The sequence below is a fragment of the Microcoleus sp. A006_D1 genome, assembly GCF_036702805.1.
Taxonomy (GTDB): Bacteria; Cyanobacteriota; Cyanobacteriia; order Cyanobacteriales; family Microcoleaceae; genus Microcoleus.
Genome location: NZ_JAUBVZ010000005.1, coordinates 188,409 through 215,402, shown reverse-complemented (window position 1 = coordinate 215,402; position 26,994 = coordinate 188,409). Strand labels below are relative to the sequence as shown.

Annotated in this window: 28 protein-coding genes and 1 pseudogene; 13 read left to right on the top strand and 16 right to left on the bottom strand. The window is 45.6% G+C overall.

Annotated features, from left to right (window positions below; translation table 11 throughout):
• Positions 1-10 precede the first annotated feature (10 nt).
• From sppA to QUB68_RS11380, 3 genes are all read right to left on the bottom strand, one after another.
• Entirely contained in the window at positions 11-1,831 is a 1,821-nt protein-coding gene (sppA, locus tag QUB68_RS11390) for a signal peptide peptidase SppA (RefSeq protein WP_332992321.1), read from the bottom strand.
• A gap of 148 nt (positions 1,832-1,979) precedes the next feature.
• A complete protein-coding gene (fni, locus tag QUB68_RS11385; protein WP_332992319.1) occupies positions 1,980-3,029 on the bottom strand; it encodes a type 2 isopentenyl-diphosphate Delta-isomerase in 1,050 nt (349 codons plus the stop codon).
• Between the two features lie 287 nt (positions 3,030-3,316).
• Positions 3,317-4,000 carry an SDR family oxidoreductase gene (locus tag QUB68_RS11380; protein ID WP_332992317.1) on the bottom strand — a complete coding sequence of 228 codons (684 nt, stop codon included), beginning with the start codon at positions 3,998-4,000 and terminating at the stop codon, positions 3,317-3,319.
• Between the two features lie 78 nt (positions 4,001-4,078).
• Between QUB68_RS11380 and QUB68_RS11375 the strand changes: the two genes are divergently transcribed.
• Positions 4,079-5,188 (top strand): S-(hydroxymethyl)glutathione dehydrogenase/class III alcohol dehydrogenase, encoded by a 1,110-nt coding sequence (locus tag QUB68_RS11375; protein WP_332992315.1) that lies wholly within the window; start codon positions 4,079-4,081, stop codon positions 5,186-5,188.
• A gap of 154 nt (positions 5,189-5,342) precedes the next feature.
• Positions 5,343-6,197, top strand: coding sequence for an S-formylglutathione hydrolase (gene fghA, locus QUB68_RS11370; RefSeq protein ID WP_332992313.1), 855 nt, complete (start codon positions 5,343-5,345; stop codon positions 6,195-6,197).
• A gap of 251 nt (positions 6,198-6,448) precedes the next feature.
• Here fghA and QUB68_RS11365 read toward each other — a convergent pair whose 3' ends face one another.
• Positions 6,449-7,363 (bottom strand): branched-chain amino acid transaminase, encoded by a 915-nt coding sequence (locus QUB68_RS11365; RefSeq protein WP_332992310.1) that lies wholly within the window; start codon positions 7,361-7,363, stop codon positions 6,449-6,451.
• Between the two features lie 308 nt (positions 7,364-7,671).
• Here QUB68_RS11365 and QUB68_RS11360 point away from each other — a divergent pair, with 308 nt between their 5' ends.
• On the top strand, positions 7,672-8,040 hold the full coding sequence (locus QUB68_RS11360; protein WP_332992308.1) for a Lin0512 family protein: 369 nt from the start codon (positions 7,672-7,674) through the stop codon (positions 8,038-8,040).
• A gap of 44 nt (positions 8,041-8,084) precedes the next feature.
• Here the strand turns inward: QUB68_RS11360 and QUB68_RS11355 are convergent, their stop codons facing one another.
• The 6 genes from QUB68_RS11355 to QUB68_RS11330 form a co-directional block, all read right to left on the bottom strand.
• A complete protein-coding gene (locus QUB68_RS11355; protein WP_332992306.1) occupies positions 8,085-8,213 on the bottom strand; it encodes a hypothetical protein in 129 nt (42 codons plus the stop codon).
• An 88-nt stretch (positions 8,214-8,301) separates the two neighbouring features.
• On the bottom strand, positions 8,302-8,658 hold the full coding sequence (locus tag QUB68_RS11350; RefSeq protein ID WP_332992304.1) for a DUF4142 domain-containing protein: 357 nt from the start codon (positions 8,656-8,658) through the stop codon (positions 8,302-8,304).
• Between the two features lie 131 nt (positions 8,659-8,789).
• On the bottom strand, positions 8,790-9,215 hold the full coding sequence (locus QUB68_RS11345; RefSeq protein ID WP_332992302.1) for a hypothetical protein: 426 nt from the start codon (positions 9,213-9,215) through the stop codon (positions 8,790-8,792).
• Positions 9,216-9,259: 44 nt separating this feature from the next.
• Positions 9,260-9,892, bottom strand: a complete 633-nt coding sequence (locus QUB68_RS11340; protein WP_332992300.1) for a hypothetical protein — start codon at positions 9,890-9,892, stop codon at positions 9,260-9,262.
• A 697-nt stretch (positions 9,893-10,589) separates the two neighbouring features.
• Entirely contained in the window at positions 10,590-10,745 is a 156-nt protein-coding gene (locus tag QUB68_RS11335) for a hypothetical protein (RefSeq protein ID WP_332992298.1), read from the bottom strand.
• A 1-nt stretch (position 10,746) separates the two neighbouring features.
• Positions 10,747-11,400: a hypothetical protein gene (locus QUB68_RS11330; protein ID WP_332992296.1), complete on the bottom strand. Its 654-nt coding sequence runs from the start codon at positions 11,398-11,400 to the stop codon at positions 10,747-10,749.
• 251 nt (positions 11,401-11,651) lie between these two features.
• Between QUB68_RS11330 and QUB68_RS11325 the strand changes: the two genes are divergently transcribed.
• Positions 11,652-12,371, top strand: coding sequence for a methyltransferase (locus tag QUB68_RS11325; RefSeq protein WP_332992294.1), 720 nt, complete (start codon positions 11,652-11,654; stop codon positions 12,369-12,371).
• Between the two features lie 84 nt (positions 12,372-12,455).
• On the opposite strand, the gene QUB68_RS11320 is transcribed toward QUB68_RS11325, so the two are convergent.
• The 3 genes from QUB68_RS11320 to QUB68_RS11310 form a co-directional block, all read right to left on the bottom strand.
• The gene (locus QUB68_RS11320) at positions 12,456-13,556 is read right to left on the bottom strand and encodes an iron-containing redox enzyme family protein (protein ID WP_332992292.1); all 1,101 of its coding nucleotides are present in this window, start codon (positions 13,554-13,556) and stop codon (positions 12,456-12,458) included.
• Between the two features lie 176 nt (positions 13,557-13,732).
• Entirely contained in the window at positions 13,733-15,037 is a 1,305-nt protein-coding gene (locus tag QUB68_RS11315; protein ID WP_332992290.1) for a sterol desaturase family protein, read from the bottom strand.
• A 23-nt stretch (positions 15,038-15,060) separates the two neighbouring features.
• A complete protein-coding gene (locus tag QUB68_RS11310; RefSeq protein WP_332992288.1) occupies positions 15,061-15,624 on the bottom strand; it encodes a type IV pilin-like G/H family protein in 564 nt (187 codons plus the stop codon).
• 291 nt (positions 15,625-15,915) lie between these two features.
• Here QUB68_RS11310 and QUB68_RS11305 point away from each other — a divergent pair, with 291 nt between their 5' ends.
• Complete coding sequence (locus QUB68_RS11305) at positions 15,916-16,476, top strand: Uma2 family endonuclease (protein ID WP_332992286.1); 561 nt, start codon at positions 15,916-15,918, stop codon at positions 16,474-16,476.
• A 7-nt stretch (positions 16,477-16,483) separates the two neighbouring features.
• On the opposite strand, the gene QUB68_RS11300 is transcribed toward QUB68_RS11305, so the two are convergent.
• On the bottom strand, positions 16,484-18,295 hold the full coding sequence (locus tag QUB68_RS11300; protein ID WP_332992284.1) for an AAA-like domain-containing protein: 1,812 nt from the start codon (positions 18,293-18,295) through the stop codon (positions 16,484-16,486).
• Between the two features lie 174 nt (positions 18,296-18,469).
• On the opposite strand from QUB68_RS11300, the gene QUB68_RS11295 reads away from it, so the two are divergent.
• The 8 genes and pseudogenes from QUB68_RS11295 (at position 18,470) to QUB68_RS11260 (ending at position 25,280) form a co-directional block, all read left to right on the top strand.
• The gene (locus tag QUB68_RS11295; RefSeq protein ID WP_332992282.1) at positions 18,470-19,012 is read left to right on the top strand and encodes an NfeD family protein; all 543 of its coding nucleotides are present in this window, start codon (positions 18,470-18,472) and stop codon (positions 19,010-19,012) included.
• A 117-nt stretch (positions 19,013-19,129) separates the two neighbouring features.
• Positions 19,130-19,690, top strand: a complete 561-nt coding sequence (locus QUB68_RS11290; RefSeq protein ID WP_332992280.1) for an SPFH domain-containing protein — start codon at positions 19,130-19,132, stop codon at positions 19,688-19,690.
• A 177-nt stretch (positions 19,691-19,867) separates the two neighbouring features.
• Complete coding sequence (locus QUB68_RS11285) at positions 19,868-20,110, top strand: hypothetical protein (protein WP_332992278.1); 243 nt, start codon at positions 19,868-19,870, stop codon at positions 20,108-20,110.
• A gap of 12 nt (positions 20,111-20,122) precedes the next feature.
• Positions 20,123-20,383, top strand: a pseudogene (locus QUB68_RS11280) (type IV pilin-like G/H family protein); the annotation flags it as partial.
• A 106-nt stretch (positions 20,384-20,489) separates the two neighbouring features.
• Positions 20,490-21,020, top strand: coding sequence for a type IV pilin-like G/H family protein (locus QUB68_RS11275; protein ID WP_332992276.1), 531 nt, complete (start codon positions 20,490-20,492; stop codon positions 21,018-21,020).
• Positions 21,021-21,039: 19 nt separating this feature from the next.
• Positions 21,040-23,895, top strand: a complete 2,856-nt coding sequence (locus QUB68_RS11270; RefSeq protein WP_332992274.1) for an AAA-like domain-containing protein — start codon at positions 21,040-21,042, stop codon at positions 23,893-23,895.
• A gap of 86 nt (positions 23,896-23,981) precedes the next feature.
• Positions 23,982-25,040, top strand: a complete 1,059-nt coding sequence (locus QUB68_RS11265) for a potassium channel family protein (RefSeq protein ID WP_332992272.1) — start codon at positions 23,982-23,984, stop codon at positions 25,038-25,040.
• Positions 25,041-25,121: 81 nt separating this feature from the next.
• Positions 25,122-25,280, top strand: a complete 159-nt coding sequence (locus QUB68_RS11260) for a hypothetical protein (protein WP_332992270.1) — start codon at positions 25,122-25,124, stop codon at positions 25,278-25,280.
• 145 nt (positions 25,281-25,425) lie between these two features.
• On the opposite strand, the gene QUB68_RS11255 is transcribed toward QUB68_RS11260, so the two are convergent.
• Together QUB68_RS11255 and QUB68_RS11250 are read right to left on the bottom strand one after the other, a co-directional pair.
• Positions 25,426-25,791 (bottom strand): hypothetical protein, encoded by a 366-nt coding sequence (locus tag QUB68_RS11255; RefSeq protein WP_332992268.1) that lies wholly within the window; start codon positions 25,789-25,791, stop codon positions 25,426-25,428.
• A 1-nt stretch (position 25,792) separates the two neighbouring features.
• The gene (locus tag QUB68_RS11250; protein WP_332992266.1) at positions 25,793-26,851 is read right to left on the bottom strand and encodes a hypothetical protein; all 1,059 of its coding nucleotides are present in this window, start codon (positions 26,849-26,851) and stop codon (positions 25,793-25,795) included.
• Positions 26,852-26,994: the final 143 nt, after the last annotated feature.

The following is a 26,994-nucleotide window of genomic DNA, read 5'->3' as shown; positions in this document are numbered from 1 at the left end:
AAGGGTAAAGTTAATTAATCCGCAAGTTGAAAGGCAAGCGAACGTAAACTCCCTGCGGGTCGTTCATCGACTTGATAACAGCCAATTCATCCTGCATTTTCTTAAATTCGGCTGTTAGCGGGTCGAGTTTGGTGGCTGGTTGCAAAACGCGAACGCCTGAAAGTCTTTCCAAAATTCGCTCCTCGAAACTGCGGCGTTTTGGATATTCTTCCAAGTGCCAATCGTCGCCAAGTTTAGCTTGCTTGGCCGCTTCTCTGACAGCATCTTCTAGCCCGCCAATTTCATCGACTAAACCCAACTGTTTCGCTGCCGTACCAGACCAAACTCTGCCTTGAGCAATTTCTTGCACCTTGTTTTTCGGCAGTTTGCGGGAGTCGGCGACTTTAGTGATAAATCGATCGTAAATGCGATCGACTATTCTCTGAATGTTCACCAATTCTTGAGGATTTTTCGGGCGAGAAACCGTGTTAGTATCCGCAAAGCGGGCGGTTTTCACCACGTCCCAAGTTATGCCGTTGTTAGCAGCCAACTTTTCGGCGTTGAACAGCATTCCAAAAACGCCGATCGAACCAGTAATCGTATTTGCTTCGGCAAAGATTTTGCTAGAACCCATCGAAATCCAATAGCCGCCGGAAGCTGCTAAATTACCCATCGACACGATAACTGGCTTCTTTTTGCCCGTCAGCGCGACTTCGCGCCCGATGACTTCCGATGCCGTCACGCTGCCTCCGGGACTGTTGACGCGCAAAACCACGGCTTTTACGTCGTCATCTTCTCGGATTTTCCGCAATTCTTCAGCGATGCGATCGCCCCCTACTTGAGTCGGGCCGCCTTCCCCGTCTACAATCTCTCCCTCGGCGTAAAGTACAGCAATCTGATTTTTCTTGTTAGCGCGAGTTGAGTTTTTACTCTCAGCAACTCTCGCGTAGTTTTTCAGACTAATTTGCTTGAAAGATTTGTTTTCTCCATCGGTTCCTGTGAGTTTTTTAAGTTCCGCCGCAAATTCGTCAAAATATACAACCTTATCAACTAGCTTGCCTTTGAGAGCTTCATCAGCCATCAAAGTTCCGCCCTGATCTGCAACCGCTTGCAGTTGGGGAACGGTCAATTTACGGCTTGGCCCGACAGTTTTCAGGTATTCGCCCCAAATATCTCCCAGCAACTTTTGAGTTTGCTGGCGATTTTCGGGACTCATTTTTTTGAGCAAAAATGGTTCCACGGCTGACTTGTATTTGCCGACGCGAGTCACTTGCACTCCCACGCCGTATTTTTCCAAAGCACCGGTTAAAAACATGGCTTGACTGCTAAAACCGTTGATTTCTACAGAGCCGTAAGGATTGACAGCAATTGTATTTGCAACTGAACCGAGGTAATAATCTCGCTCGCTCCAGTCCATTTCGTAAGCAAAAATGGGTTTTTTGGCATCTCGGAAACGCTGTAATGCCGATCGAACTTCCTTGAGATTAGCAAACCCGCTGCTGCTGGCATCCGAACTGCCTTCGAGATACATCCCCACGATTTTCGGGTCTTTTTTCGCAGATTCGATCGCATCCAAAACAGTCCGCAGCGTCACAGCATCGCCGGATTCGTCCGAAAGCGCTTCTTGAATCGCCGCGGTGGTGCTGCGGCTCGGTTTGCTATCGGTGATATTTAAAGAAAGGTCTAATACCAATACAGACTTATCTTTAACTTGAGGGCCTGAATCTTTAGACGATGATGCCGCGACAGCAATTAGCAGTACCAGTCCCCCCAATCCAACGCCGCCCAGCAGCAAAAGTCCGAGGAAGGTTCCCAGCAAACTTGCACAAGTATATTTTAGAAAATCTTTCATTTAGATAATTGGTTATTGGTTATTGGTTATTGGTTATTGGTTATTGGTTATTGGTTATTGGTTATTGGTTATTGGTTATTGGTTATTGGTAGCAATTAACAACTAACAACTAACAACTAACAACTAACGACTGCCAACTGACATCTTTCTATCTTAACCTTTCCAAAACCCCAGAATGTTTTAACTCATCCAAGTTAGCGCAGCCGGTACAGAAAAGAACTGTAGCAATCTCTGCAATCAAAACCTCAGCTAGGAGGGCTGTGGCTGATTCCGATTCCGCTGCGGCTTGCAAAAACGGTCGCGCCAGTCCCGCCACATCCGCGCCCAGGGCGAGGGCTTTTGCTGCATCCAAGCCGTTTTGCAAGCCTCCAGAGGCAATCAGGGGAACATCTGGCGCTACGGCGCGGGTGCTGACAATGCACTCGGCTGTCGGGATTCCCCAGTCAGCAAAGGTGGCGCCCAACCGGCGCTGCTTGCCGTCTTTGGCTCGCTCTCCTTCTATTTTCGCCCAAGAAGTGCCTCCGGCTCCGGCAATGTCGATCGCGCTTACTCCAGCCGCGAGCAATTTCTGTGCCATTTTTCCAGAAATACCGTTGCCGACTTCTTTCGCAATCACCGGTACTGGTAATGTCTCGCACAATTTGGCAATTTTATCGAGCAGTCCTTTAAAATTAGTATCGCCTTCGGTTTGAACGCATTCTTGCAGCGGATTTAAGTGCAGAATTAGGGCATCTGCTTCGAGAATATCAACGATTTTTTGGCACTCTTCCAAACCATAATTATAGTTTAACTGAACGGCTCCAATGTTAGCAAATAGCAGAATATCGGGAGCGTGACGACGGACGGCAAATGTAGGAGCAAGTTGAGGGCTTTCTACGGCGCAGCGCTGGGAACCGACTCCCATTGCCAGTTTGTATGTTTGAGCGACATCGGCGAGGCGATAGTTGATTGTCTGGGCTAGTTCTGTGCCGCCTGTCATTGACGAGATTAGCAGGGGAGCAGCGAGTTTTTTGCCGAGGAATGTGGAGGTTAAATCGATTTGGGTGCGATCGAGTTCTGGCAAACAGCAGTGAGCAAAACGGTAGTTTTCTAGTCCGCTGGTAGTTTCGCGAAATTGTACGTCTTCTTCGAGGCAGATCCTGAGGTGGTCTGCTTTGCGGGTTTCGGTTTGCGAGGGCGAGGTTAGCGGCAAGTTCACAGTGGCTATTTGGGGAAAGAGTTCTGGCTAGTATATTGTAGGGCCGGGTTTAGCGTAGGATCTCTGATACAAGCCAGTAGAAAAGTGCAAAACCCGCCCTCCCTAGTATATTGTAGGGGCGGGTTTAGCTAATAATTTCTGATACAAGCCAGTAGAAAAGTGCAAAACCCGCCCTCCCTAATATATTGTAGGGGCGGGTTTAGCGTAGGATCTCTGATACAAGCCAGTAGAAAAGTGCAAAACCCGCCCTCTCCCCATCTAATCTTTATTTGTAACCAACTTATTTATCAACCAGGAACAGTCATCGGCACGCCATTATCTGAAGGTTTTAATTTTAGCAAAAAAGGTACTGCTTTTTGCACCCATTCTTTGACAGGCGTGTAACTTGCTGCGTGTTCTCCGAAAGAGATTTCCAGCATATCGGTGTGAATTATCCCCGGATTCAAAGGAATCGCCGCCATGCCTCGCGGGAGTTCTTGAGCGAGCGATCGCGTCAGTCCTTCGATCGCCCACTTAGAAGCACAATAGGGCGCAACTTGTGGCGAAGTTGACCTTCCCCAACCCGAACTAAAGTTGACAATTATGCCACTTTGTCTGGCAATCATTGCCGGAACGAAGTGGCGAATCACATTAGCTGTACCTTTAATATTAACATCAATTACCTGAGAAAACTCTTCGCTGCTGACCTTCCAAAGCGGCGCGGAATAATTAGTGATAGCTGCATTGTTAAGGAGCAAATCTGGCTGCTCATTGTTTGCAATAATTTCTGTCGCCCAAGCTTTGACTTGCTCGTCGCTAGCGACATCCAAACAAGTAAAATGATGGGGCGCGCGATATTTTTGTTTGAGTTTTTCCACTGCTTCAGAAGAGCGGGCGCATCCAAAAACTGTGTGTCCCAATTCAATAAACTTTTCGGTCATGGCGAGACCGAGACCGCGACTGACTCCGGTAATTACAATTAATTTTGTCATAGAGTTGGTGCAATTTTGAAATTAAGTAATAGAATACATATTGGCGGGGCATTTAATAAACTATCGCAGGGGGAAAGCATGAAAGTAAAAGCAGCAGTTGCTCGCAGTGCCGGACAACCTTTGACTGTTGAAATGGTGGATCTCGACGGGCCGCAGGCTGGTGAGGTGCTGGTGGAAATCAAAGCGACGGGTGTTTGTCACACTGATGCTTATACTCTTTCCGGCGCCGATCCTGAGGGTTTGTTTCCGGCGATTCTGGGCCACGAGGGAGCCGGGATTGTCGCGGATGTTGGGGCGGGAGTCACAAGTGTCAAAAAGGGCGATCGGGTAATTCCACTTTACACTCCCGAATGCCGCAACTGCGAATATTGTTTGAGCGGCAAAACGAATCTCTGTCAAGCAATTCGCCTCACTCAAGGGCAAGGCGTAATGCCCGATGGCACGAGCAGGTTTTCAATTAATGGCGAGAAAATTTTCCATTACATGGGAACTTCTACCTTTGCTAATTATACAGTATTGCCAGAAATTGCGGTAGCAAAAATTCGCGATGACGCTCCCTTTGATAAAGTTTGTTTGATCGGCTGCGGCGTCACCACGGGCATCGGCGCTGTCATCAATACGGCGAAAGTAGAACCAGGTTCTAATGTCATAGTTTTCGGTTTGGGCGGCGTGGGGCTAAATGTAATTCAAGCGGCGCGCCTGGTGGGAGCTAACATGATTGTCGGCGTAGATATGAATCCTGACAAGCGAGCAATGGCGGAAAAATTCGGCATGACTCACTTTGTTAATCCCCGGGAAGTTGAGGGCGATTTAGTTCCTTATCTGGTAGATTTAACCAAAGGCGGAGCGGATTACACATTTGAATGTATCGGCAACATTAATGTGATGCGCCAAGCTTTGGAATGCTGTCACAAAGGTTGGGGGGTGAGCGTGATTGTCGGGGTAGCCGGAGCAGGTCAAGAAATTAGCACCCGCCCGTTTCAGCTAGTAACTGGCAGGGTTTGGAAAGGCACGGCTTTTGGCGGGGCGAAGGGCAGAACTGATGTTCCTAAGATTGTTGATTGGTACATGAATGGTAAAATTGATATTGATAGCTTGATTACTCAGGTAATGCCGATCGAGCAAATTAATGAAGCTTTTGATTTGATGAAAAAAGGCAAAGTAATTCGCACTGTTTTGACTTTTTGAAGGAAGAAGTTCGGCAACGGATTCGCTCCACGGATTTAACGGATAGAAGAAAGTTCGGCAACAACATAACTTCTCTCTTCTCTCTTCCTCTGTGCTCTCTGCGCCCTCTGCGGTTAATAAAAAAAATCCCATTCAGAAATGAAATAGAATTAATATGATATCTGAATCCCTAAAACTGCACAAAGAACATAAAAGTTTCGGTGGCAAACTCGGCTTTTATAGCCATCAATCATCCGCCTGCAACAGCGAGATGAAATTCACCGTTTATCAGCCACCGCAAGCCCAAACTAAACCCGTACCAATTCTATACTTTCTATCAGGTTTAACCTGTACAGAAGAAAACTTTATGGCAAAATCGGGGGCGCAGCAATTGGCGGCAAAATACGGGTTAATGTTGGTTGTACCCGACACTAGCCCGCGCCATACTGGTATTCCTGGGGAAGACGACAATTGGGATTTGGGAAGCGGTGCGGGTTTTTATGTGGATGCGACAGCCGCACCTTGGAATTCTCATTATCGAATGTACAGTTATGTGGTTGATGAGTTGCCGAATTTAATCGCTGAAAATTTTCCAGCCCTACCGGAAAAACAGGGAATTTTCGGTCATTCGATGGGCGGACACGGGGCTTTAATTTGTGCGTTAAAAAATCGCGATCGCTATCTTTCAGTTTCGGCGTTTGCGCCTATTTGCGCGCCCGTGCGTAGCCCTTGGGGACAAAAAATATTCGGACACTACCTCGGTGGCGATAAAGAGAGTTGGAGGGCTTGGGATGCGAGCGAATTGGTTATGGAAAAGCCATACAATCGTCCGATTTTGATTGACTGCGGTAGTGATGATTCGTATCTTGCTGAGGGGCAATTGTTGCCGGATTTGTTCGCGGATGCTTGTGCAAAAGCGGGACAGTCGCTGACTTTAAGGATGCAGGAAGGTTACGACCACAGCTATTATTTTGTGGCGAGTTTTATCGAGGATCACATTCGCCATCATGCGGCTGTTTTGTGTGAGTAAAAATTGTTTGTAGTTACAAATTACCGTCGTTAGTTAGTCAGAGTCGGCGGTTGAAACCGCCCCTACACAAACGAAGTCCGCCTCCGCGGACTAAGAAATTAACGCGCGGGGCCAGAAACCGGGTTTTTTACGAAAATACTTCGTCGCATCCCTAGAACCGATAAAAACCCGGTTTCTTGAGAATAAATGGTGCGTCAGAATTAGATTAGCAGTAATGATTGAGAATTACTAAACTGACGCACCCTACAATGTTACTTCAGATCGATCGCAAATACCCACTCTTTGTACTTACTATCGCGATTTTCGATAATTCCGGTGATTTTGTGCAAGAGTTTTTCGGTGATGGGTCGGTTTTTGGGCAATTGATAGTTTTCTACTCGGTTAATTGGCGTAATTTTGGCGGCGGTTCCGCACAGGAAAATCTCGTCTGCAATCAACAGTTCTGATTTGTCAACGGGTCTTTCTATGACTTCAATTCCTAAGTCTTTGGCGATTGTCATCACGCTATCTCTGGTGATTCCTTCGAGAATATCTTGGTCGAAACCTGGAGTAATTAATTTGCCGTTTCTAGCGACAAATATGTTCATTCCTGAAGCTTCGCTGACTTTTCCCTGGGTGTTCATCATAATCGCTTCGTCGAAGCCGGATTCTACTGCTTCTGTTTTGGCTAAAGCTGAGGTGATGTAGGCGCCGCTAATTTTACCTCTTAGGGGCAAACTGCGGTCTTCTTGGCGGTACCAAGAGCTAATTCTACAGTTGACTCCTTCCTTGGGCAAATAGTCTGAGAGTTCTAATCCATAGACAAAAAAGTCTGTTTCTACGTTGTGCAGTCTGGGGGCTATTCCTAAACTTGATGTGTAGATAAATGGTCGGATGTAAAATGATTTTTTGGGCTGATTTTTTTTAACAAAATCAGTGATTACTTGTTGGATTTTGTCGGCGGGAATATCGCAGTGGAGGAAGCTGGCACTTTGACTTAATCTTTGACAGTGGCGGTCTAATCTAAATAGTAAGATGCGATCGGCATTTTGGGGGTCGGGAATTCCCCGCAATCCGCCTAAAACTCCGGTTCCGTAGTGCAGGGCGTGGGTGGCGATGGAAATTTTGGCTTCGGTAAATGGTAGAAATTGGTTTTGAAAGTAGGCGATGGGGAGAAAACTATCCATGATTCAAGCTGGCGATGAGTTTGGCAGTCCGCGAGGAATGGTGAATTTGGTTATATTACCATAAGTTATACTATTTGAGATTTGAGATTTTGGATTTGAGATTGAGAATGAGTGATAACTACCAGGGTTTGCAGCTTGCCTAGAGTTGCATTGTTTTTTTAAGTGGGATTATTATTTTATGGTTAGATCGATTTATAAAATAATATGAATAGCGGTCGATTTGGTTGATAATTGTTTTGAGAAAGAGTGCGCTCCTTTTTTGGAAGCTTCGCTAACGACTAAAAATAAAAATTAACGAAGGGGTAACTGTGGCACGTAAGTGTTTTATCATTGAAATGGGGATGGGTATCGACCAGCACGGGCAGGAACCGACTGTAGCGGCGGCTAGGGCTGTACGAAATGCGATCGCCCACAATGCTCTCCTAGGCGTCTGGGAAGTCGCGGGTTTGACTGATCCGAATCAAATGATTGTTGAGGTTAAGGTGGCTGTTCCTTACCCGGAACAAGTGCGGCACGAGGAGGTGTTGGCAGTGTTACCTTTTGGGAGCAAAACTCTGATTGTAGAACAAGGGGGCATGATTGTGCCAGGAAGGGCGATCGCCTCTCTGAATGATAAAAATGATGAAATGCTGATTGCTGTGGCGGCTGTGACTGTTTTTGTGGAGACTCAGGACTAATTTTTGAGTGTTTGAATGAGTCGGCGCTGAAGTGCGATCGCCCGTTAGAAAAATATTAATTTAGGCGAAGTTTCCCAGCAGCAAAGGCAAAGTCCGATCGCGTGAAAGTGCGATCGGACTTTAGCTAAAATTACGGCTGGCTGATATAGCAACCGCCACATCGGTGAGGACATAAATAACCGGAATGAATAGAGGCGATACCCGTACTGCATCAATGGTTTGATTCGGGTTATGCAACTGTCAACTGTCAACTGTCAACTGTCAACTGTCAACTGTCAACTTTTGGTTGACCATTTGCAAGTGGGCCTGAAGGTTGGGCAATTTCTGGGTAGCCCAAGCCTTCAACTGGGGATATTGTCCTTGTTGAGATTGAGCCTTAAACAGAGCAACAGCCTGATTGTGGCTGTCGATCATCGCCTGCTTGTAAGCTGCGTCAAAACTTGTACCGGAGAGTCGCGAAAGTCGATCGGTCATAGCTTTGTTCTGGCTGCTCATCTGCTTTGGCAATTCTACGCCCTTTTGCATTGCTAAGCGCATCAGTTCTTGATTTACCTGCGTGTGTTCCGTCACCATTTCTTGCCCGTACTGTTTAACAGCAGCACTAGAACTGCGCTGCACGGCCATCCTACCGAGCTAGCTGCACTTCCAGCATACCAGCTTGAGCTGCTTGGATCACAAAGTTGCTGTCTCTGCTGAGAGAATTAGGAGAATTGTTGTTTGTTCAAGAGCTGGGAGAACGGCCGGGATTGTTATTTGCTGGGGCTATTTGGAGTGTTGCTAGGGCTGCCGCCGGGGTCGTTATTGTTGGTGGGGGCAGTTGAGTCAAAAGGACGGCCGCCGGGATTGGTATTGTTGTTCGGATCGCTGACGGGAGCTTCCGAAGAACGATCGGGATTGTTATTGTTGCTGGGGCTATTTGTATCGTCAGAAGGGCTGCCGCCGGAATTGCTATTGGTGTTGGTATCGATACCAGTAGAGTCCGAAGGACGGCCGCCGGGATTGGTATTGTTGTTGGGATCGATCGCTATCAAGTTAGCAGAATTTGAATTGTGGGAGCCGTTAGTCTGGCGGTTTAATTCTGCGAATCCGGGCACGGCGAGCAACGAACTAACGCCGGCAATTCCGGCAACAGTAAGCAATTTTACGAACAAATTTTTGCGATTGAGTGAAGTCATGAATTTCTAAGCCTCTAAGTTTTCAAGAGTACGATCGCCCGCAACTAGGGACGATGATCGGATACTGTATTGCCTTTTTTGCGAAACAAGTTGAGCAAACCTAACGCGCCCAGGATGCCTAACCATCCCAAATTGTTGGGGCGATCGCGCTGAACACTCAAAACTCCAGAATTAGTCTCAGTCGGCGCCGATGTCGTACCGGTGGTACCGCTTGTACCCGTGCCTGTCGTACCGCTTGTACCGCTTGTACCGCTTGTACCCGTGCCTGTCGTACCGGTGGTACCGCTTGTACCGCTTGTACCCGTGCCTGTTGTACCCGTACTGGTTGTGCCACTGCCTGTACCAGTTGTGCCCGTGCCTGTACCAGTTGTGCCCGTGCCTGTACCAGTTGTGTCCGTGCCTGTACCGGTTGTGCCTGTACCAGTTGTGCCCGTGCCTGTACCAGTTGTGTCCGTGCCTGTACCAGTTGTGCCTGTACCAGTTGTGCCAGTTGTACCGGTTGTGCCTGTACCAGTTGTGCCAGTTGTACCGCTTGTGCCACTGCCGACGCTACCGCTAGCACCGCCACCTGCACCGCCACCCGACTGGGCAGAAGCAGGCACTGCTAAGGAAACCGTTGCTAAACCTAAAGTACAAGCGCCTGCTAAAACAAGTTTCAACAATTTAGAAGATTTCATGGTTATGCTTGGTTTTACCTTGGAGAATCCTACGAGCGCTTTTGATTGCCAAAACCGCGGTGTCAAATTGACAGCGTAACCTGCAACTTTTCTCACATTCGCTGCCGTATCGTAAAGGTAAGGGAGGCATTTTATTTCCGTACCTTCAATGATTTTCGCCAGGGGAAGTTACAGCGCAACGTCAATAGTTTATAACGTATTACTTATAGTGCAGGTTCGCCATTCATCTTTAGGAACATTTGGTAAAATGGTGTTTTATTTCAGATGGTGGATGATATTTGATTTGGCAGTTAATTAGCTACATCAAAACTTAGGGATGGGCAGAGAAACCCGGTTTTTCGGAAAAATTTTGGCTGAGCGTTTCCCTCGTTTAGCTCCACCAGATGAGTTAGTTTGAAAATTTTTGTGAGCGCTATTTTTCCTTAACTTGCTGCTGGCAATTTTGACCCTCGCAGCATACCGCTCAAACTTTTCCAGGAAACTACACAATCTCAAAATCGCTCAGAGTCGCCTGCAACGCGAGCAACTTTTCAACGGCAAGGCTGTTGAGTCAGCTTTGACTGACGCTGCATTCCTCCGAAGGCGAGAGCGCGGCTATGACAGCGGCTCCCGTGCGCGACATTCCATTAACCAGTGGCGCGGCGCCCCCGTCAGAATTGCTGGTGAGTGCGATCGAGCAAACCCTGATATAGTAAACTCACAGGTATGCCAGAGAGCGGTTGTTCTCTAACAAATTTCCCCAGCCGACATCAACTATGCTGCATCGAATTCTGGCCAGAAGTAGCTCCAAGCAGTCTATGGATGACTGGTAATAATTTAGGTGGATATCTGTGGGATGCGGTGCTGTTCCCATCTTAATGTTGCTGTTTTGGAATTAATACAGCGCCCACGCGGGCGTGTTGCATATCCCATTGCAATTGAGCCAAAACCAGCAAGCTAAATACCATTACGGCTCCTGTAAACAGGAAAGACAAACCACCGATATAAGGCAAAATTAAAATCCCCAACAGGTGAAAGAAACTTGCAGCTAACAGCGCACGCGATCGCACTGCAAATCCCGTCCCCAAATACCCGATTGCGCTCAGTCCCAACCACAGAGGACAGAGATTTGCCAACACTTTTGCCCACCCCAATAAAATGCCCAAGTCGGTCAGCAGCAATCCTAATAACATCAGTATTACCCAACCGTAAAGCACCCAAGTCAGGCGTTCTTTTTTGACCCAACAGTACGTCCAGCTTACCATAGCCACTGTACCTACAAGGCTGAGTGCTGACCACAAACCTGCTTGCAACATCCAACTAACAGGCAAAAATTGTGCCGTACCAAACATGGGTATTAACAGCAAGCTCCACATCAGGCAAGCTCGATCTAGGCAAGTATAAAATGTTGAGTAAGATCGTTCTTTCCCTAGGGGAAATTTCACCTGCCAAAGCCCTTCTAAATCCTGAACGTCAAGGTTGAGCTGTTTGCGGCGCAGAGGCGGAACTGAATAATTAAAAAAAGTCATATTTTTCACAGAATTAAAATTCACGATTAGTTGCTTATGTACCTATATCAACAGCAATCGCTATAATTGCAATCAGTCAATCGGATTAATCTTGTCAGTTTTACGATATGTCCCAAGTAACAGTTATTCGCTGACACTTGGTAAAACAGGAAGAGAGAGATTTAAAGAGCTTATAAAATAGCTCTTCCGACAGATGGCTGCATTCTTGTTTATTGGATACTTTGAAAAAAGTAAACTTTGTTACAGAATTTATGCTCACTTCATCCCATCCTCTCAAACAGGTATTTCACTGCCCGGAAGAATCTGATTTTTACTCGCACTGCTTGGAAAGTTTAGTGTTAAATGCCAGCGACGAATCTCGAACTATCGTAGAGTTTGGTTCTGGTGAGGGAAGTCCAGTTATTAAGTCTTTGCTGAGAAGCGATTTTGACGGAAAAATACAGGGATTTGAGCTAAATAATGTAGCTTGGAAAATTGCTGAATCTCAAATTAAGCAATACGAACTGAGCCAACAATACACTGTCCACAATTGCTCTTTTTTTGATTCGTCTTTATACCAGTCGGCGGATTGTGTAATCTCAAATCCGCCTTACTTGCCGGCCGCGGATGACAAGATTTACCAGCCGCTGCTGCACGGGGGGAGTGATGGTTCTACTATTGCTAAAAAACTTTTGTCTTTGGACTGCGACCAAGTTTTGCTGATGGTTTCTAGCTATTCTAATCCTGTGGGTTTGATTGATTATGCCTTGGATCGAGGCTACTCGGTGGCGAATTTTGAGATTGCACCTTTAACTTTTGGCTATTACAGTTCGGAGCAGAAGGTGAAAAGCTCGATCGCCCATCTCAGAAAACAGGGCATGGCTTTTTATTCGGAAAATATCTATCTGCTGGCGGGAGTTTTGTTTCAGAAGCAGTCCGACTCCCACAGAGATTTGTCGATCGAGCTAATTCAGTTATTGACAGCGCTGTAAAATACAGCCCTGGTACTTTGGTGTGGTGCCGGGCCGATCGAGCTTTGACTCGATGGGGGCCCGGCACCCGCGCGCGATCGCCCTTTAATTGTGTTCTGCGGCTTGGATCGATCGCATTACAGCCAACCCAGCCCGATCGCCGATCGACTTCTCCTGATCGTATCCCAACACCAATTCCCACGCCTCCTGCGGGTATCTGTCAACCAGCGGCATCGCCACCTCATCAAGCATCCAGCGCCCGTGACGCTCATCTTCCCGGATGTGCAGTTCCCAATAACCCATCGCAGCCTGGGAGAGGCCCAGACGCTGGGCGGCGGCTAGATAATTGCGGTAAGCCACGGGCCCCGCCACCTCAAAATAGGTGAGTCCGCCGTTGTAGCGCAGAAAATGGCGCTTGCGTTCGGTAAGCAAGAAGTTGTGGTTGATGCTGGCGAGCACTTCCCAAGGCACTAAATCGAAGTAGGCTTCCGGTTCCGTACTCATCCCGAATTCTGCCAGCATTTGGGCAAAATAAGTCGAGTGCTTGCGGGCTAAGCGACCGCCGCCGTATTCTTCGATCAGCACCCGCGTCAGCGTTGACTGAATTTCGTTGCCGGCACCCCCGATGATGCGAGAAACGCGGCTGGCTTCCACTAAACCGTCGAAGGAGGCGATCGCCAGCAGGTGTCTGTATCCCCCTTCAGTCATCTGTTCTCGCAGGTAGCGATCGATGTCAGTGAGTTCTGGATCGACATCGGCGGCCGCGCGATCGCGCAGAGCTTGCTTGACATCCTCGATGTTTTGCAGCGCTGCAACGTCGATTTGGGCGCTTTCCCACTGCTGCCAGGGTGATTCGATGCGATCGCGCACAGAACGCAAATAGTGCGATCGCTCGTTGTTGTAGCGGCGCAAATCGTCGTACCAAAACAAGTTGAGGCGGTTGATGCGGTAGAGTACGCGCTGCAAGAAGCGGTGCGCGGCTTCATCGCCTTCGGGTTGCTGATATGCCGATCGGAGCGCAAAGGCGATCGCGCTTTCAAAATCGCTCACAAGTAACGGTTTTGCAGCCACCGTCTTGTCTAAATCCTCCACCTCTAGCAAATTGACAAATTGGCGATCGGCTGCTTCGTAATTTGGGAGTGCCGGTTGATTTTTAGGAAGACTCGGCGAGTCGATTTTTGGGAGTAAGTCTGCGGTATTTTGCATGGAATCAAGTTATGTTAACTCAGATGATTGTGCTGCCTGCCACCACAGCCAACCGTTGCAGATTGCTGAAGATTTTGGGTGCTTATTTTCAAGATAGCGAATCAGTCAGCCGCCTACACCTTTCTATTGATAGATATTTTTGACTTACCCTTGTTCTCTGCTCTTACTTTAACTAACTAATTACTTCTGACTGCCTCTGGGAGCGATCGACTAATTGGGGCTAATATTTCAGCATCTTGTTTAGCAGGCACAGCTTCCCGCCACGCTGCGATCCCGCCTGAGAGGAAAGCTAAATTAAAACCTATTTTTTGCAATTTTTGGTAGGCTTTAACCGATCGCCCTCCCCGCGCACAATAAAGTACAATAGTTGGATGAGGTTGATTGGATTTGACGCTCGATCGAGCAATAGCTTGCACTTGCTTGACACCGAATCCAGCTTCAATGTCAATGAGGGGAACCAGCGGACTTTCACCGATGCGATCTTCTGCGTACTCTTCGGGCGATCGCACGTCAATCAAAATCACAGGTTTCAACTTACCCTGCTGCAATTCGGCAACAGTTACTTTTTGGGAATTCAAACTGGCAATAAAAGTAGGGATATCCATGCGATTAATTAAGGAAACTGCACTCAGAGAACTAACAGCAACTAATATCGCACCAAGCGTTACAGGCAAAGGTCGAAAATAGCGAGCCATACCTTCTTTTAATTTGTCATTGAGCATTTTAATGTTTCCGAAAAACGGATAGAGTAATTGTCCGAGATAGCCAACAGGTATGCGATCGGAGACACCATATTTTCGGGGTCTTTTCCCTGCTGGCATATACAGAGTGCCAAACAGTAAATCTAACAGTGGCAACTGAACAGCAAAGTTTTTGTTATTTATTTTGGGAATTTTACTGTGATGCCATTGATGAAATTGTGGGGTAGCCACAAACCATTTCAGCACGCCAAATATCAGAGTAATATTAGCATGAATCAAAAACGCGATCGCCGCCGAATAAAGAGCATAAATTACAAAAGTTTCTTTGGTAAATCCCAACCAGACAAGAGGCATAATTTTGCAAATCTGAGTAAAAAGTTGCTCGCAGGGATGCACCCGCACTGCTGCCAACCAGTCCATGTGTTCAATGCTGTGATGGACTGCATGAAATTGCCAAAGCCAGGGTACTTCATGGAGCAGACGGTGAGCGATATAATATGCCAAATCTGAAACTACAACTGCTTCTACAAGCTGTAACAAGAGAGGTTGAGAAGCTACTTTGATTTGCAATTCCGGGTTGATGAAATTAGTCATCAGCGACAAAGTTACAGTCACAACAATAGCACCAAATCTACCAATAAAGTGACCAGTAAAAAAATAGGTGGCATCGGTTGCCCATCCCAGACGGAATATCTTTTGGCTGTGCAAGAAAAAGATTCTTTCGAGGGGAATGAAGATGCAGGCTAAGATGATGAAGCCTTTGACTATTTCAGGTAACATGAGATTCTTAATAATGTGGATATTTACTTCATCAATGGTTCTGTACCAGCAGCGCAGACAGGAACATCATTCTCAGTGATAGGATTAGGCGGTTGGGTATTTTCAGGAGAATTTGCTTCACACAGAATGGATACAGTAGTCTTTTTATTGTTAGCTGCTGGGGAAACAGGTACTAAAAATACAGCCCCGACATAGCTACGAAGATTATTGCTGCGGGCTACCCCATAACTAAACGCAGAATTTTTGGTAGATAGGGTTGAATAGTTATAGTTGATTGTCTGAGTTTTAATACCGAGGCCCAGGGCAGTAATGGAATTGGAAAATGCGCCTTTATCGGCAAAATAAGCTTGTTGGGCGCGGTTCATTGAGCTAATATATTGTTTAGCTTCTGACTGCTTCGCTTTATTACCACAACCGAGAAAAGAAGGGAGGGCGATCGCAGAAAGGATTCCAATTATCATGAGTACAATAATGAGTTCCACTAAAGTGAATCCCCCATCGATTTTTTTGTGGCGAGTAATGTTTGCTTGTGAAAATTGTGCTTTTTTCTTGAGTCCATCGAGTGGAAGATTTATTTTAAGCAACATGGTTGTTTTCCAAATGTGTTCGCAGAGTAGTTTTCAAGCAAGTCACGATCGGAGGAGATGCGCGAGGATAGTTAGGTTTTAGGTAAATGCCTCATTTGAGTGCGGTGAGGTTTGCAAAGTTCGCATACTGCGCCTTGGTTCTCTTCTATCTCTATTAAATCACCAGGCTATTTGACAAGTCAAGAGACTTTTCATCGACTTTTCATCGACTTCTCATCGACTTTAGACATTAGTGGTATTTAAGGGCGCGACTGACTATAATTGAAGAAATGATTAGAGGAACGGTGAGTTATGGCTGTGCAGTTGCTCAAAAGACTTTTCACAGTAGAAGAATACCATAATATGGGTAAAGCTGGGATTCTTTCCGATCGCGATCGCGTAGAATTGATAGAAGGAGAACTTGTGCAAATGGCCGCTATTGGAACTCGTCACGCAGGTTGTGTGAACCGCATTACCCGAATCTTTTGCCGGCTTCCAGAAGAAAGGGCGATCGTGACTGTACAAAACCCCATTCAAGTCAGTCAGCGAACTGAACCGCAACCCGATTTAGTATTGCTGCAACCTCGCGCCGATTACTATTCAACCGCCCATCCCCTACCATCGGAAGTTTTGCTGTTAATAGAAGTAGCTGACACTTCGATAGACTATGACAGAGACGTGAAACTTCCGATTTATGCCCGATCGCAAATTCAGGAAGTCTGGATAGTCAATTTACAGGAAAACTGCTTGGAAGTATACCGCCAACCAACGGTTAACGGTTACAGTTTAATGCTGAGGTTTTGGCGGGGCGACGAAGTTTCGCCGCTGGCTTTTCCCGAATTTGTAGTTAGTGTGGATTTGGCGATCGGCTAAATCATGATTACTTGCAGTTTAGCCGATCGCGAAAATACTCCTCATACAAACTGCATCTCGCACTGCAATAATTGCCATCCAGTTTCACCAACCCCATACTGTTCAATTTAAACCCTAATTCTAACCTCAATCTGACGGAATTTGAGACACTCACAACCTCTCTCATCGCCTCGATTAATTCGGGATATTTTTCTAAATTCCACAAATGCCGACGCAAATGATCGCTGTAAATTCCTGCCTCCGCTGTCGCCGATTTCAGCAATTGATTTAACGTCACATCTTGACAGACAATGCGATACATAGCCAGCCGCACTAAATAGGGATGTCCGCCCACTAACGCCATCAATTCTGCAATTTCTGTCGCACTCCAATTCAGTTTGTGTCGCGCTGCTAACTCATGCACTTGCTGCGAATTAAACTCCGACAATTCTATCGGCAATCCGACATTAAACGGCGATTTATTCACATCCAGCGGGATATAAACTTCGGTGGAATGTACCACAATTAAACGAAATTTTTTCCAAATATCTCGCCGCTTCGCTTCTTCGTGCAAAGCGCGCAACAACCCAAAAAAGTCATCGGCAATTTCCGGCGATTCAAAAAGGCGATCGCTCTCATCCAAACCGAGAGTCAGAGGTGGTGACGATTCTGACAGCAAATACTGTTCAAAGTAAGCCTTGCAGCACTGATTGCTGCCAATCAAATCGGCTAATTCCCAACACTTCGGCAACTGTTCCAGCATTCCTAACTCTTGACCGACGCTAGCACAAAACCACTGCAAAAATGTATCGGAATTAGCGAATATTCTCCGATTTGCGAGCTGAAAACTCAGCGCTACCGTGCGAGAACCTTGCACTTCTGCATGATGCAAAATCCGCGCCATCAAGGAAGTTTTGCCCATCTGTCTGGGTGCTTTGATGCGGATCAGGGCTCCCGGTTGGGCGATCGCCTCGTAACAGCGCGATTCTATCGGAGGGCGATCGATATAAAAACGAGAAGCTAAATCTACTTGTCCTCCCGGCAATTCCGGTGCTGCTGCGGGTTGGGGTTGAATTATTGACTGTTTTGTGCTAGTAATTTCGTTCCAATTTACAGCGAATTCATTGTCAGTATTTAACGATGTGCGACCTTCTTTAATGGTAGTTAAAATTTCTAATAATAACTTTGATGAGTCGTCGGCACAGCGCCACAACCAGGGCTGAATTCCTTGTAAATAACTGAGTAAATCAAAGGAAAGCGGTGTATTTAATTCAATAAAAATTGGTAGAATAGCTGGTTTGTTAGCGGTGAGATTGTGCAATTGTTTGGCTAGCTGCACTTGTTCTAATACCATTTCGCTCGCAGCAGATTCTGCGGATATCAGCATCAGAAAATAATCGGAAAGCTTTAAATACGAGCGTGAGTCGCTGCTGTTGTTAATTAAAAAGACTTCGTGGCCCGCGGCGCTCAAAGTTTGGTGCAACTGCTGGAAAAAAATGTTGTTTGAGAGCGATCGCGCGTTAGCGAAGCCCGCCCCTACGGGAGGCTGATCAAGGAAGACGATCGCAATTTTGGCTATTTTGGCTGCGATCGACTGTGTTTCTACCGATTCGCACTGAGTCTCAAAATCGGCTATATCGCGCCATTCCTGGCCCAAGCCGCGACAAATTTCGATGAAATTAGCATAATCCACAGGTTTGCCATTCAGGAAATGACTGACAGTAGATTGGGCTATCCCTAAATCCTCAGCCAGGATTTTCTGACTGGGAAAGCCATTTCTCAGCAGAGACGATTTAACTGCGGGAATGTACTGGAGACGCAGCCTGAGCGATCGAGGCATTGCTTATAACGATCGAGACACTGAAACCATCATAAATGCCTATTGTCCTAAAGTCGATAAAAAGTCGATGAAAAGTCGATGAATTCTCAAATAAGTCACTCGTCAACTCAAATAGCGGCCTGATTAGATGAGAAATAACAAGGTTGGATCGCATCAAAACGAGGTAAAAGCATTGTGCATTCTATCCTAATTTGGTCGCTGGCATCAGCCACTAATCGATCGGGTTTCGCCTTCACACCACCGATGTTTTGGTTTGTGCTGGGAGTTATGCTAAGTGCGATCGATCTTTTCATCCAAAAAACTCAGCCCCAAAAATACAGGTTTTACCTGCTGATGATGGGAGTTGCTGCTCTAATTTCATCCTTTATTTTGTGGAGAGGATCGGTAGCATTTCAATTCAGTTGGGCAAACGTAATGTATGAAGATTTTGACTGGCAGATATCCTACTGGATGGGAATATCTCTCGCTCTGAGTATCTGGATTAGACCGATTTTCATTGTTCGCAAAAAGTTTGTGATTCCCGAAGCAACGGAAGCGACAACTATCTCTGAGATTTTCCCCGGAGAAACCGGAATGGTGATTTATGAAGGTGCTTCTTGGAAAGCTCGCAACGAAGATTCCCAAGGAATCGCACCCAGACAAAAAGTATACGTTTTGCGTCGCGAAGGCAACACGCTGATTGTGATACCTGACAGATTAATTAACATCAACAGCTAAGTCTCAGTTGGCTTCTCGATCAATCGGCGATTGAAATCGCTTCTACACAAGCAAAGTCCGCCTTCGCGGACTAAGAAATTAACTTTCAACTGTCAACTATTTACCAGGAGTTTCAGTATGTATCAGTATTTTTTGATGGTGTTGTTTGCAATCACCGGAGTATCTTTAGTCAGCAGCGTTAAAATTGTCCGTCAAGGAGATGAGGCTTTAGTTGAAATTTTCGGAAAGTACGATCGCAAAAAACTCGAACCTGGCTTGACATTTCTGATTCCGTTTGTCGAAACAGTCGCTTATAAACAAACTCTGCGGGAGCAAATGTTAAAACTGCCACCGCAACAATGTGCAACTAGCGATCGGGTTTTTGTCACTCTTGAATTTATTGTGTACTGGCGAATCATTGACTTAGAAAAAGCTTCTTACAAAGTTCAGAATCTCAAGGAAGCCATGTTCAATATGCTGATTCTTTCCATTCGGACTCAGATTGCTAAATTAACTGTCGAGGAACTTCATACAGCTCGCCATCAACTCAATAATACTTTAGTGGAGGAGTTGGATACAACCACCGATCCGTGGGGTGTGAAGTTTACGAGGGTGGAATTGCGCGATTTTGCGATCGGCAGTAAAGTGACTAAGCCCGAATATTCCGACAAAAAAGAAGCACAAAAGTTGCGATATTAGGAACATCCCATTTTTGCAACAAATATATCCGTAGGGGCGAAGCATTCCGGCAATAAATCTCTGCTGCTAACGAATAAAATATCTGCCGGAATGCTTCGCCTTTACCAACTTGGGATTCTTGCAATTCATTCCCTCTCAAACTATCGGTTTTACTAGAAAAACAGAGAGTACACTACCATGAGTCAACAAAAATTTCAGTTATCTAGCCTTTCACTTTATCGTTACGAATGCTTGTTGTTTTTAATCTACGTCGGAGTAATTGGCGTGCTAGCTAGCCCCTCATTTATTAACGACGAAATTCTGGAGCTGACATCGGAACCAAAACAGTATCTTAGCTCAATGAACAGAGAACAAAAAGCCTATTTTACTCAAAAAAACACTTTGGCTAATTCTGTTGAAGCATTAGGAACAGGCATTTAAACTGAAACCCCAAATTACAAGTATTCAGTTCGCGCCACCAAGCAAGCAGCATTTAATTATGGAGTATCCAAGCACCCAAAAAGTACAAGTTATGTGGGCGGTGTCTTTGTAGTTCCTGCTAAAGAAGTTGAACCAAATGCTGCCAAACATGAACTCAAGGCAATAGCCATATTGTGCAAAGCTGATTCTCCCGGTTCAATTCAACCAGCAGAACCTACTTATCAAAATGGTAAAACTGTTTGTGGCAAAGGCACGACAGCAGTAACAGAATAATCGAATTTCAGGGCGGATAATGACAGCCTATCGCGAGTTAAAATCGGCATTTAATTCACTTTTTTAGGACTAAAGTCCTTACTACAAACAGAGAGGAGATAATACCATGAGTCAACATGATTTTAAGCCAGCTAGCCTTTTCTATAAGCGTGCTTCTAAGTCAGCTAGGATTTTATATGATGGTTGTGGATGCTTAGTGATTTTAATGTTCCTTACAGCGATTGCTATGCCATCTTTTCTGAATATGGCAAATAAGTCTAAGCAATCGGAAGCAAAACAGTATGTTAGTTCACTGAACAAAGGTCAGCAAGCTTATTATGCAGAAAAAAATGCTTTTTCCACTTCTATTGAAGCTTTAGGACTTGGACTTAAAACAGAAACCACCAACTACAAGTATTTACTTTTTGTGACAAATAAAGCTGCTTTAAATTATTCAGTTTCCAAGCAAAAAAAAGAAAAAAGTTATGTTGGCGGTGTGTTTTTAGTTCCTGATTATCCAACTGCTCCTAAAAATGCAATGACAACACAATCCATCTTGTGCGAAGCTGATTCTCCCGGTACAATTGAACTAGCGGAACCAACTTATCAAAATGGTAAACTGATTTGTGGTAAAGGCACAACACAAGTGACAAAATAATCTAACTAGAGGCAAGCTGATGACAGTCGATTACCAATATCAAATCGGCGGTAGTCTCCCGCAAGATGCACCTACTTATGTAGTGCGACAAGCTGACTCGGAACTTTATCGAGCTCTCAAAGCCGGAGAGTTTTGTTACGTGCTCAATTCCCGACAAATGGGCAAATCTAGCTTATTAGTTCAAACCGTACAAAAGCTCTCGGCCGATCGCATTGCTTGTGCTACGATCGACCTTTCGGACATTGGCAACCAGCAAGTCTCTCTAGACAAGTGGTACGGCGGCGTCGCTTACAAACTTTTGTGCAGTTTCAACCTGTTTAACGCAGTCGAGTTTATGACTTGGTGGCGAGAGAGAGAATTGATGTCGCCAGTCCAACGTTTAGGAGAGTTAATTGAAGAATTATTGCTGGTCAAGATTTCTCAAAATATTGTCATTTTTATTGATGAAATTGATAGCGTTCTCAGTTTCAAAGAATCGCTAGATGATTTTTTTGCCTTGATTAGGTCTTGCTACAATAAACGGGCGCACAAATCAGAATATCAGCGGTTAACATTTGCTTTGCTGGGAGTCGCTACGCCATCGGATTTAATTAGTGATGCAACTCGCACGCCGTTTAATATTGGTCGAGCTATTGAACTTCAGGGCTTTAGCTTACACGAATGTTTGCCTTTACTCAAGGGGTTTGAGGGGAAAGTTGATAATCCTCAAGAAGTTTTACAAGAGATTTTGGAGTGGACTGACGGACAACCGTTTCTGACTCAAAAGCTGTGTAAACTGATTGTTCAATGGAAGGAAGAAGGTTCGGCAGCGGATTTTGTAACGGATTTAACGGATTTAACGGAAAAAGGTTCGGCAGCGGATTTTGTAACGGATTTAACGGATGGAGAAAGGATTGAAATCCTTACTAAGAACCGATTGTTGATTGGGGAGATTGTGCAAGCTCAGATTATTGAGAATTGGGAAGCTGCTGATGAGCCAGCGCATTTGAAAACAATTCGCGATCGCCTTTTGAGAAGTCAGCACCGCGCTAGTAGGTTATTAGGGCTATATCAAAAAATATTGCAACTCTCAGAACCCCCCGATTGTACGGGCGTTGGATGGTGCGTGTCCGCCCTGGCTGGGGGAATCTGGGCGGATGATAGTTCCGAGCAAACTGAATTGCGACTGAGCGGATTAGTGGTAAAACGAGGCGGAAAATTAACCGTATCCAACCGCATTTACGCAGCTATATTCAACCATAATTGGGTAGAAAAAGCACTAGGTGACTTGCGGCCTTATGCGGAATCTCTAACAGCATGGATAGTATCAGATTGTCAAGATGAATCTCGCTTGTTGCGGGGTCAAGCATTGCAAGATGCGCGAGAATGGGCGACTGGTAAAAGCTTGAGTACGCAAGATTATCAGTTTTTAGCGGCTAGCCAAGAGGCAGAATTTGCCCAATTGTGCGATCGCGAGCAACAAACTCAAGCAGAAATAGAACTATTGCGCCGGGAAAATCAGTTATTAGAAAAACTATCCGCCGAGCAAAAACTTAGAAAAGTTACTCAACTTAAACTCTGGCGTGAAGAACGACTGAAAGTGCGAATTTTTACGGTAAGTTCAGTATTAATGATTTTCATCTTAATTGCTGCTTTTTGGATCAAGCCATCAATTGAGGAAAGAAATAACAAAATCCTGACTCTCAGCTTATTTTCCGAAACCCTATTTGCAGCGGACAAAAAACTGGAAGCTTTAATCGAAAGCATGAAAGCTGTCAGAGAAATGCAGCGATCGCTCGGAGTGAGTTCAGAAATTCAGACGCGAGTGGCGATCGCCCTAGAACAGGCAGTTTACAGCTTGCGGGAACGTCGCCTCTGGCAGAGTCAAGCCACTAACCTTGCTTTCGCGAGCTTCAGTCCAGACAGTCAAATACTGGCTACAGCTACCGATCGCAATGATATCAAACTTTGGCAAACTAATGGCACTTTACAAGCAACATTGACCGGGCATACAGATAAAATTATAAGTGCAATCTTCAATTCTAGCGGTCAGATAGTTGTTTCCGCCAGCCACGACAAAACGGTGAAAATTTGGCAAGCCAACGGAAAGTTGATGCACGATTTAACAGGACACAGGACTAAATTAACCAGCATCAGTTTGAGTCCAGATGGTAAAATTATTGTTTCAGCAAGTGCCGATGGAACTGTTAAACTATGGCAGATGAACGGGCAAGAATTGTCAAGTTTTCAAGTGGATAAAGGTTGGATAACCAGCCTGAGTTTTAGCCCCGACGGTCAGATACTTGCTGCGGCTGGTACTGATGGTACTGTTAAACTGTGGAGTTTGACCAAGGTTGTGCAAAAATTGCAAAAACAGCAGTCAATCGAGGCAAGTAGCGATATCAAGTTGCTCAGAAGTTTACAGTTCGATCGCGATCGAATTGTGAGTGCAAGTTTCAGTCCCGACGGAGCCATGTTGGCGGCTGCAAGTGCTGGAGGAACTGTGAGAACTTGGAGCAAAGACGGCACAGCGCTGAGTATTTTAAAGCATACAAGTGGATTGACAAATATTAGTTTTAGTCCCGACAGTCAAATGTTGCTATCTGCAAGCAAAGATAAAATGTTGAGACTCTGGAAAATTGACGGTACATTGCTCAAAACTTTAACAGGTAACAAGGCTGCTGTTTGGAGTGCGAGTTTTAGTCCTGACGGTAAGGCGATCGCTAGTGCGAGTGCTGATGGTACGGTGATACTGTGGAATCTTAATCTTGACTATTTGTTGGTGCAGGGTTGCAATGTCGCCCGGAATTATTTTCAGACAAATGCGATCGCCAATTCCAGCAACCGCCACCTCTGCGACGGGATTGAAAGTCAATCAGGCGATTTTAGATTTTAGATTTACTCCGAGGAACCGGGTTTCTGCGTAAGTCTTGATATGCTTAAATTTGGTAGCAGCTAATAAATCATAGGTCAGGGCGATCGGTGTATTCAACTCTAGAGCAAAAGTACCAGCGCCTGCAAACACAGTTAACGGGCGGCATCATCGCCCTTGGCGGCATTTTCTGTACAGGTACTCTGTGGTATTGGCAGGTGGAAAAATGGTCTCTGCTGGATGCCGCTTACATGACAGTATTTACCTTAGCAACTGTCGGCTACGGGGAAATTCACCCCCTCGGCAGACGCGGGCGAATGTTTACCATGTGCCTGATTTTGATGGGCGTTGTGGCGATTGGTTTCATCGTCAACCGCTTTACAGAAGCGCTGATTCAAGGATATTTTCAAGAAGGAGCAAGAATTAGGCAGCAGCGGCGTTTGGTGGATTCTTTGATCGGGCATTACATTCTCTGTGGTTTCGGGCGCACTGGGCGGCAGATTGCGCTGGAATTTGAGGCAGAAAATATTCCTTTTGTGGTGGTAGATTCGGCGGTGCATTCGGTTGAGGCAGCTTTGACGCTGGGGTACACGGCGGTGCAGGGAGACGCGACACTGGATGAAACTTTGTTGAATGTGGGGATCGATCGCGCAATTTGCATAGTAGCCGCTTTGCCGTCGGATGCCGAGAATTTATACACTGTGCTGTCGGCGAAAACTCTGAATCCGAAGGTACGGGCGATCGCCCGCGCCACCACAGAGGAAGCCGTAAAGAAGTTGCAGCGTGGCGGCGCGGATGCCGTCGTATCCCCCTACATTACGGGGGGAAAACGCATGGCGGCGGCAGCTTTGCGGCCTCAAGTTATGGATTTTTTAGACGGGGTTTTGACGGGTACCGAGAGTGCTTTTTACATGGAAGAATTTCTGGTAGATCCGAATAGTTGTGTCTACGTCGGACAAACTTTGAGAAATGCCAAGCTGCGATCGCAATCTGGGGCGTTAATTGTAGCGATTCGGCGCGCTGGCGGGACTTTGATTGTCGGGCCAACTGGAGACACTGCGATCGAAGGAGGAGATATGCTGATTTGTTTGGGCACTGCTGAACAATTGCGCGCCCTGAATCAAATCCTCAGCCCGCTGAGTTCTCGCGTCCCTCGCCCTCCGAAGTAATACGATTTCAGGTTTGATCGTTCGGAATGCAAGTCCTGTTTTGGGGCGGTTGCGGCGGGCGAATGAGTTAACGCCGGCTGGTTGGGGAAGTTGGCGGGGTTGGAAGGTGCGATCGCACGTTGGGAGAAGTTCTATTTGAATCCGTTTCCGTCTGGGGAACAGTTGGAGGCGTTGGGGATGGTGCTGGGAGTGGAGGCGCGACAGTTGAGGGAGATGTTGCCACCTGTGGGGTGGAGATGAAGTTGGAGTCAATTCGTTTATGTGGGGCGTGTTATGGGAGTCGCCTTGTCATAGGATTGAGTGGTAGTTTAAGGGGATGCAGGGGTGTGGGAGGCATGGGTTAAGGTTGCGATGCGATCGGAGTGTCCTCATTGTGGGGCGCGGTTTAAGGTGTCGGCCCTTTGGGTGGATGGCCAGTGTCAGCATTGTTTTCTGGAGTTTGGGGAAATGGTGAAGTATCAGAAGTATTTATAATTCCTTTGACTTGGAGAATTTTTTCATAGTCTTCTTGAGTCAGTGGACAATCAATCAAATCTAAAAATTGTTGCTTTGCTAAATAACACTGTTTTGCCATTTGACCCAAAAGATTATCAGGAATATCTTTCATCTTCTTTGTATGGCTTGTTTTAGTTTTTACTGCTGTTTTTTTGCCATCTTGGGTAAAGTAAATGAAATAATGATGATCTCCTTCTGACTCTTGAAATCCCTTTTTTAATAATCCAGACTCAACTTTTGATTTCGGGCGTGGCATTCTAGACCTCTTCAATTTGGTTGAGTAACTGCTCTCTTAAATGTTGAGCATCTGAGGCTAGATCCTCAACACTCGCTTTGGCATATTCATCCCACATCATCACAATTTGTTCATTAATTTCATAAATTAAATCATCACGAGTATAAGCAAAAACGTCAATCCCTATGTTAGGTTCTTCAACAACAAATAATTGACTGGTATCTTCATCCATTTTAGGGGTCAGTCTTAGGGGATTTTTGCAAATAAAATTTCTCTCTAACCATGAAATTTCTCGCAAAATAATGGGAGATAGTTCTACAGGTTCTATTCTGGTAACATCTGTTAGTTTAGTAGGATGACCCTCAGCATCCAAAGTAAACTGACCTGTTACCTGGATTAGCTGGCGACGATTTTCAATCATTGAATCTTCTAACTCTTCCAGGTAAAAACATTCGATTTCCTGGTGAGTAGGTGGATACCTTAAAACTACCGTGCGTTTATCAAAGTCAATGCGAATTAGTTCTCCTGTTACTGTCATTACAGTATCTTCAGAGGATTCTTGATTGAGCCAATCATTGATATAAGCGGTAGATTCGTTGGTGAGATTTAATTCAGGTCTATCAGCTCGTGAAAATCCTAAACTCCAATTTTCTCCGGCTTTTGGTAGGATTCTTTTACTTTCTAATAAAGCTCTATTCCTGAGTTTTGAATCGGGGAAAATATCCTGAACTTGGTTAAAGTTTGAATGGATTAAACTGGAAAAAAATGCCTCCATTTTTTCCATAATTGCTGTATAATGGCCCAAGTGACTATTAAAATCAGAGTGCAGCACAACAGGAAGGGTATAGCTTCCAGGTTGAGGAATGCTAGCACGTAAAGCATAACGCTGCTGCATTTCCAAAGGCACTTTAAATCGTTGTTTCACTGTCCATTTTTCTTCGACAGTAGCGAGTAGGTAAATAATTTGTTGCAATCCACCTAGAACACGCACTAAAATTTCGATGGGGACTTCACAATTCTCCATTTCCTGACCCATCAAGCGGATAGTGGCTTTTGCTTCTGGGGGTTGTGCGAGAGACATTTTTCTAGATAGTGGCTTTTATTGTTTCTTAATCTTAACCTGAGAAAGGCTTAAAAGCTAAATATTTTTCTGGTATCTCTAGCCTGGTATCTCTGACAAGGCGCATTATTCCAACAGAGGCAATAGCACTATCGTTCTACCCT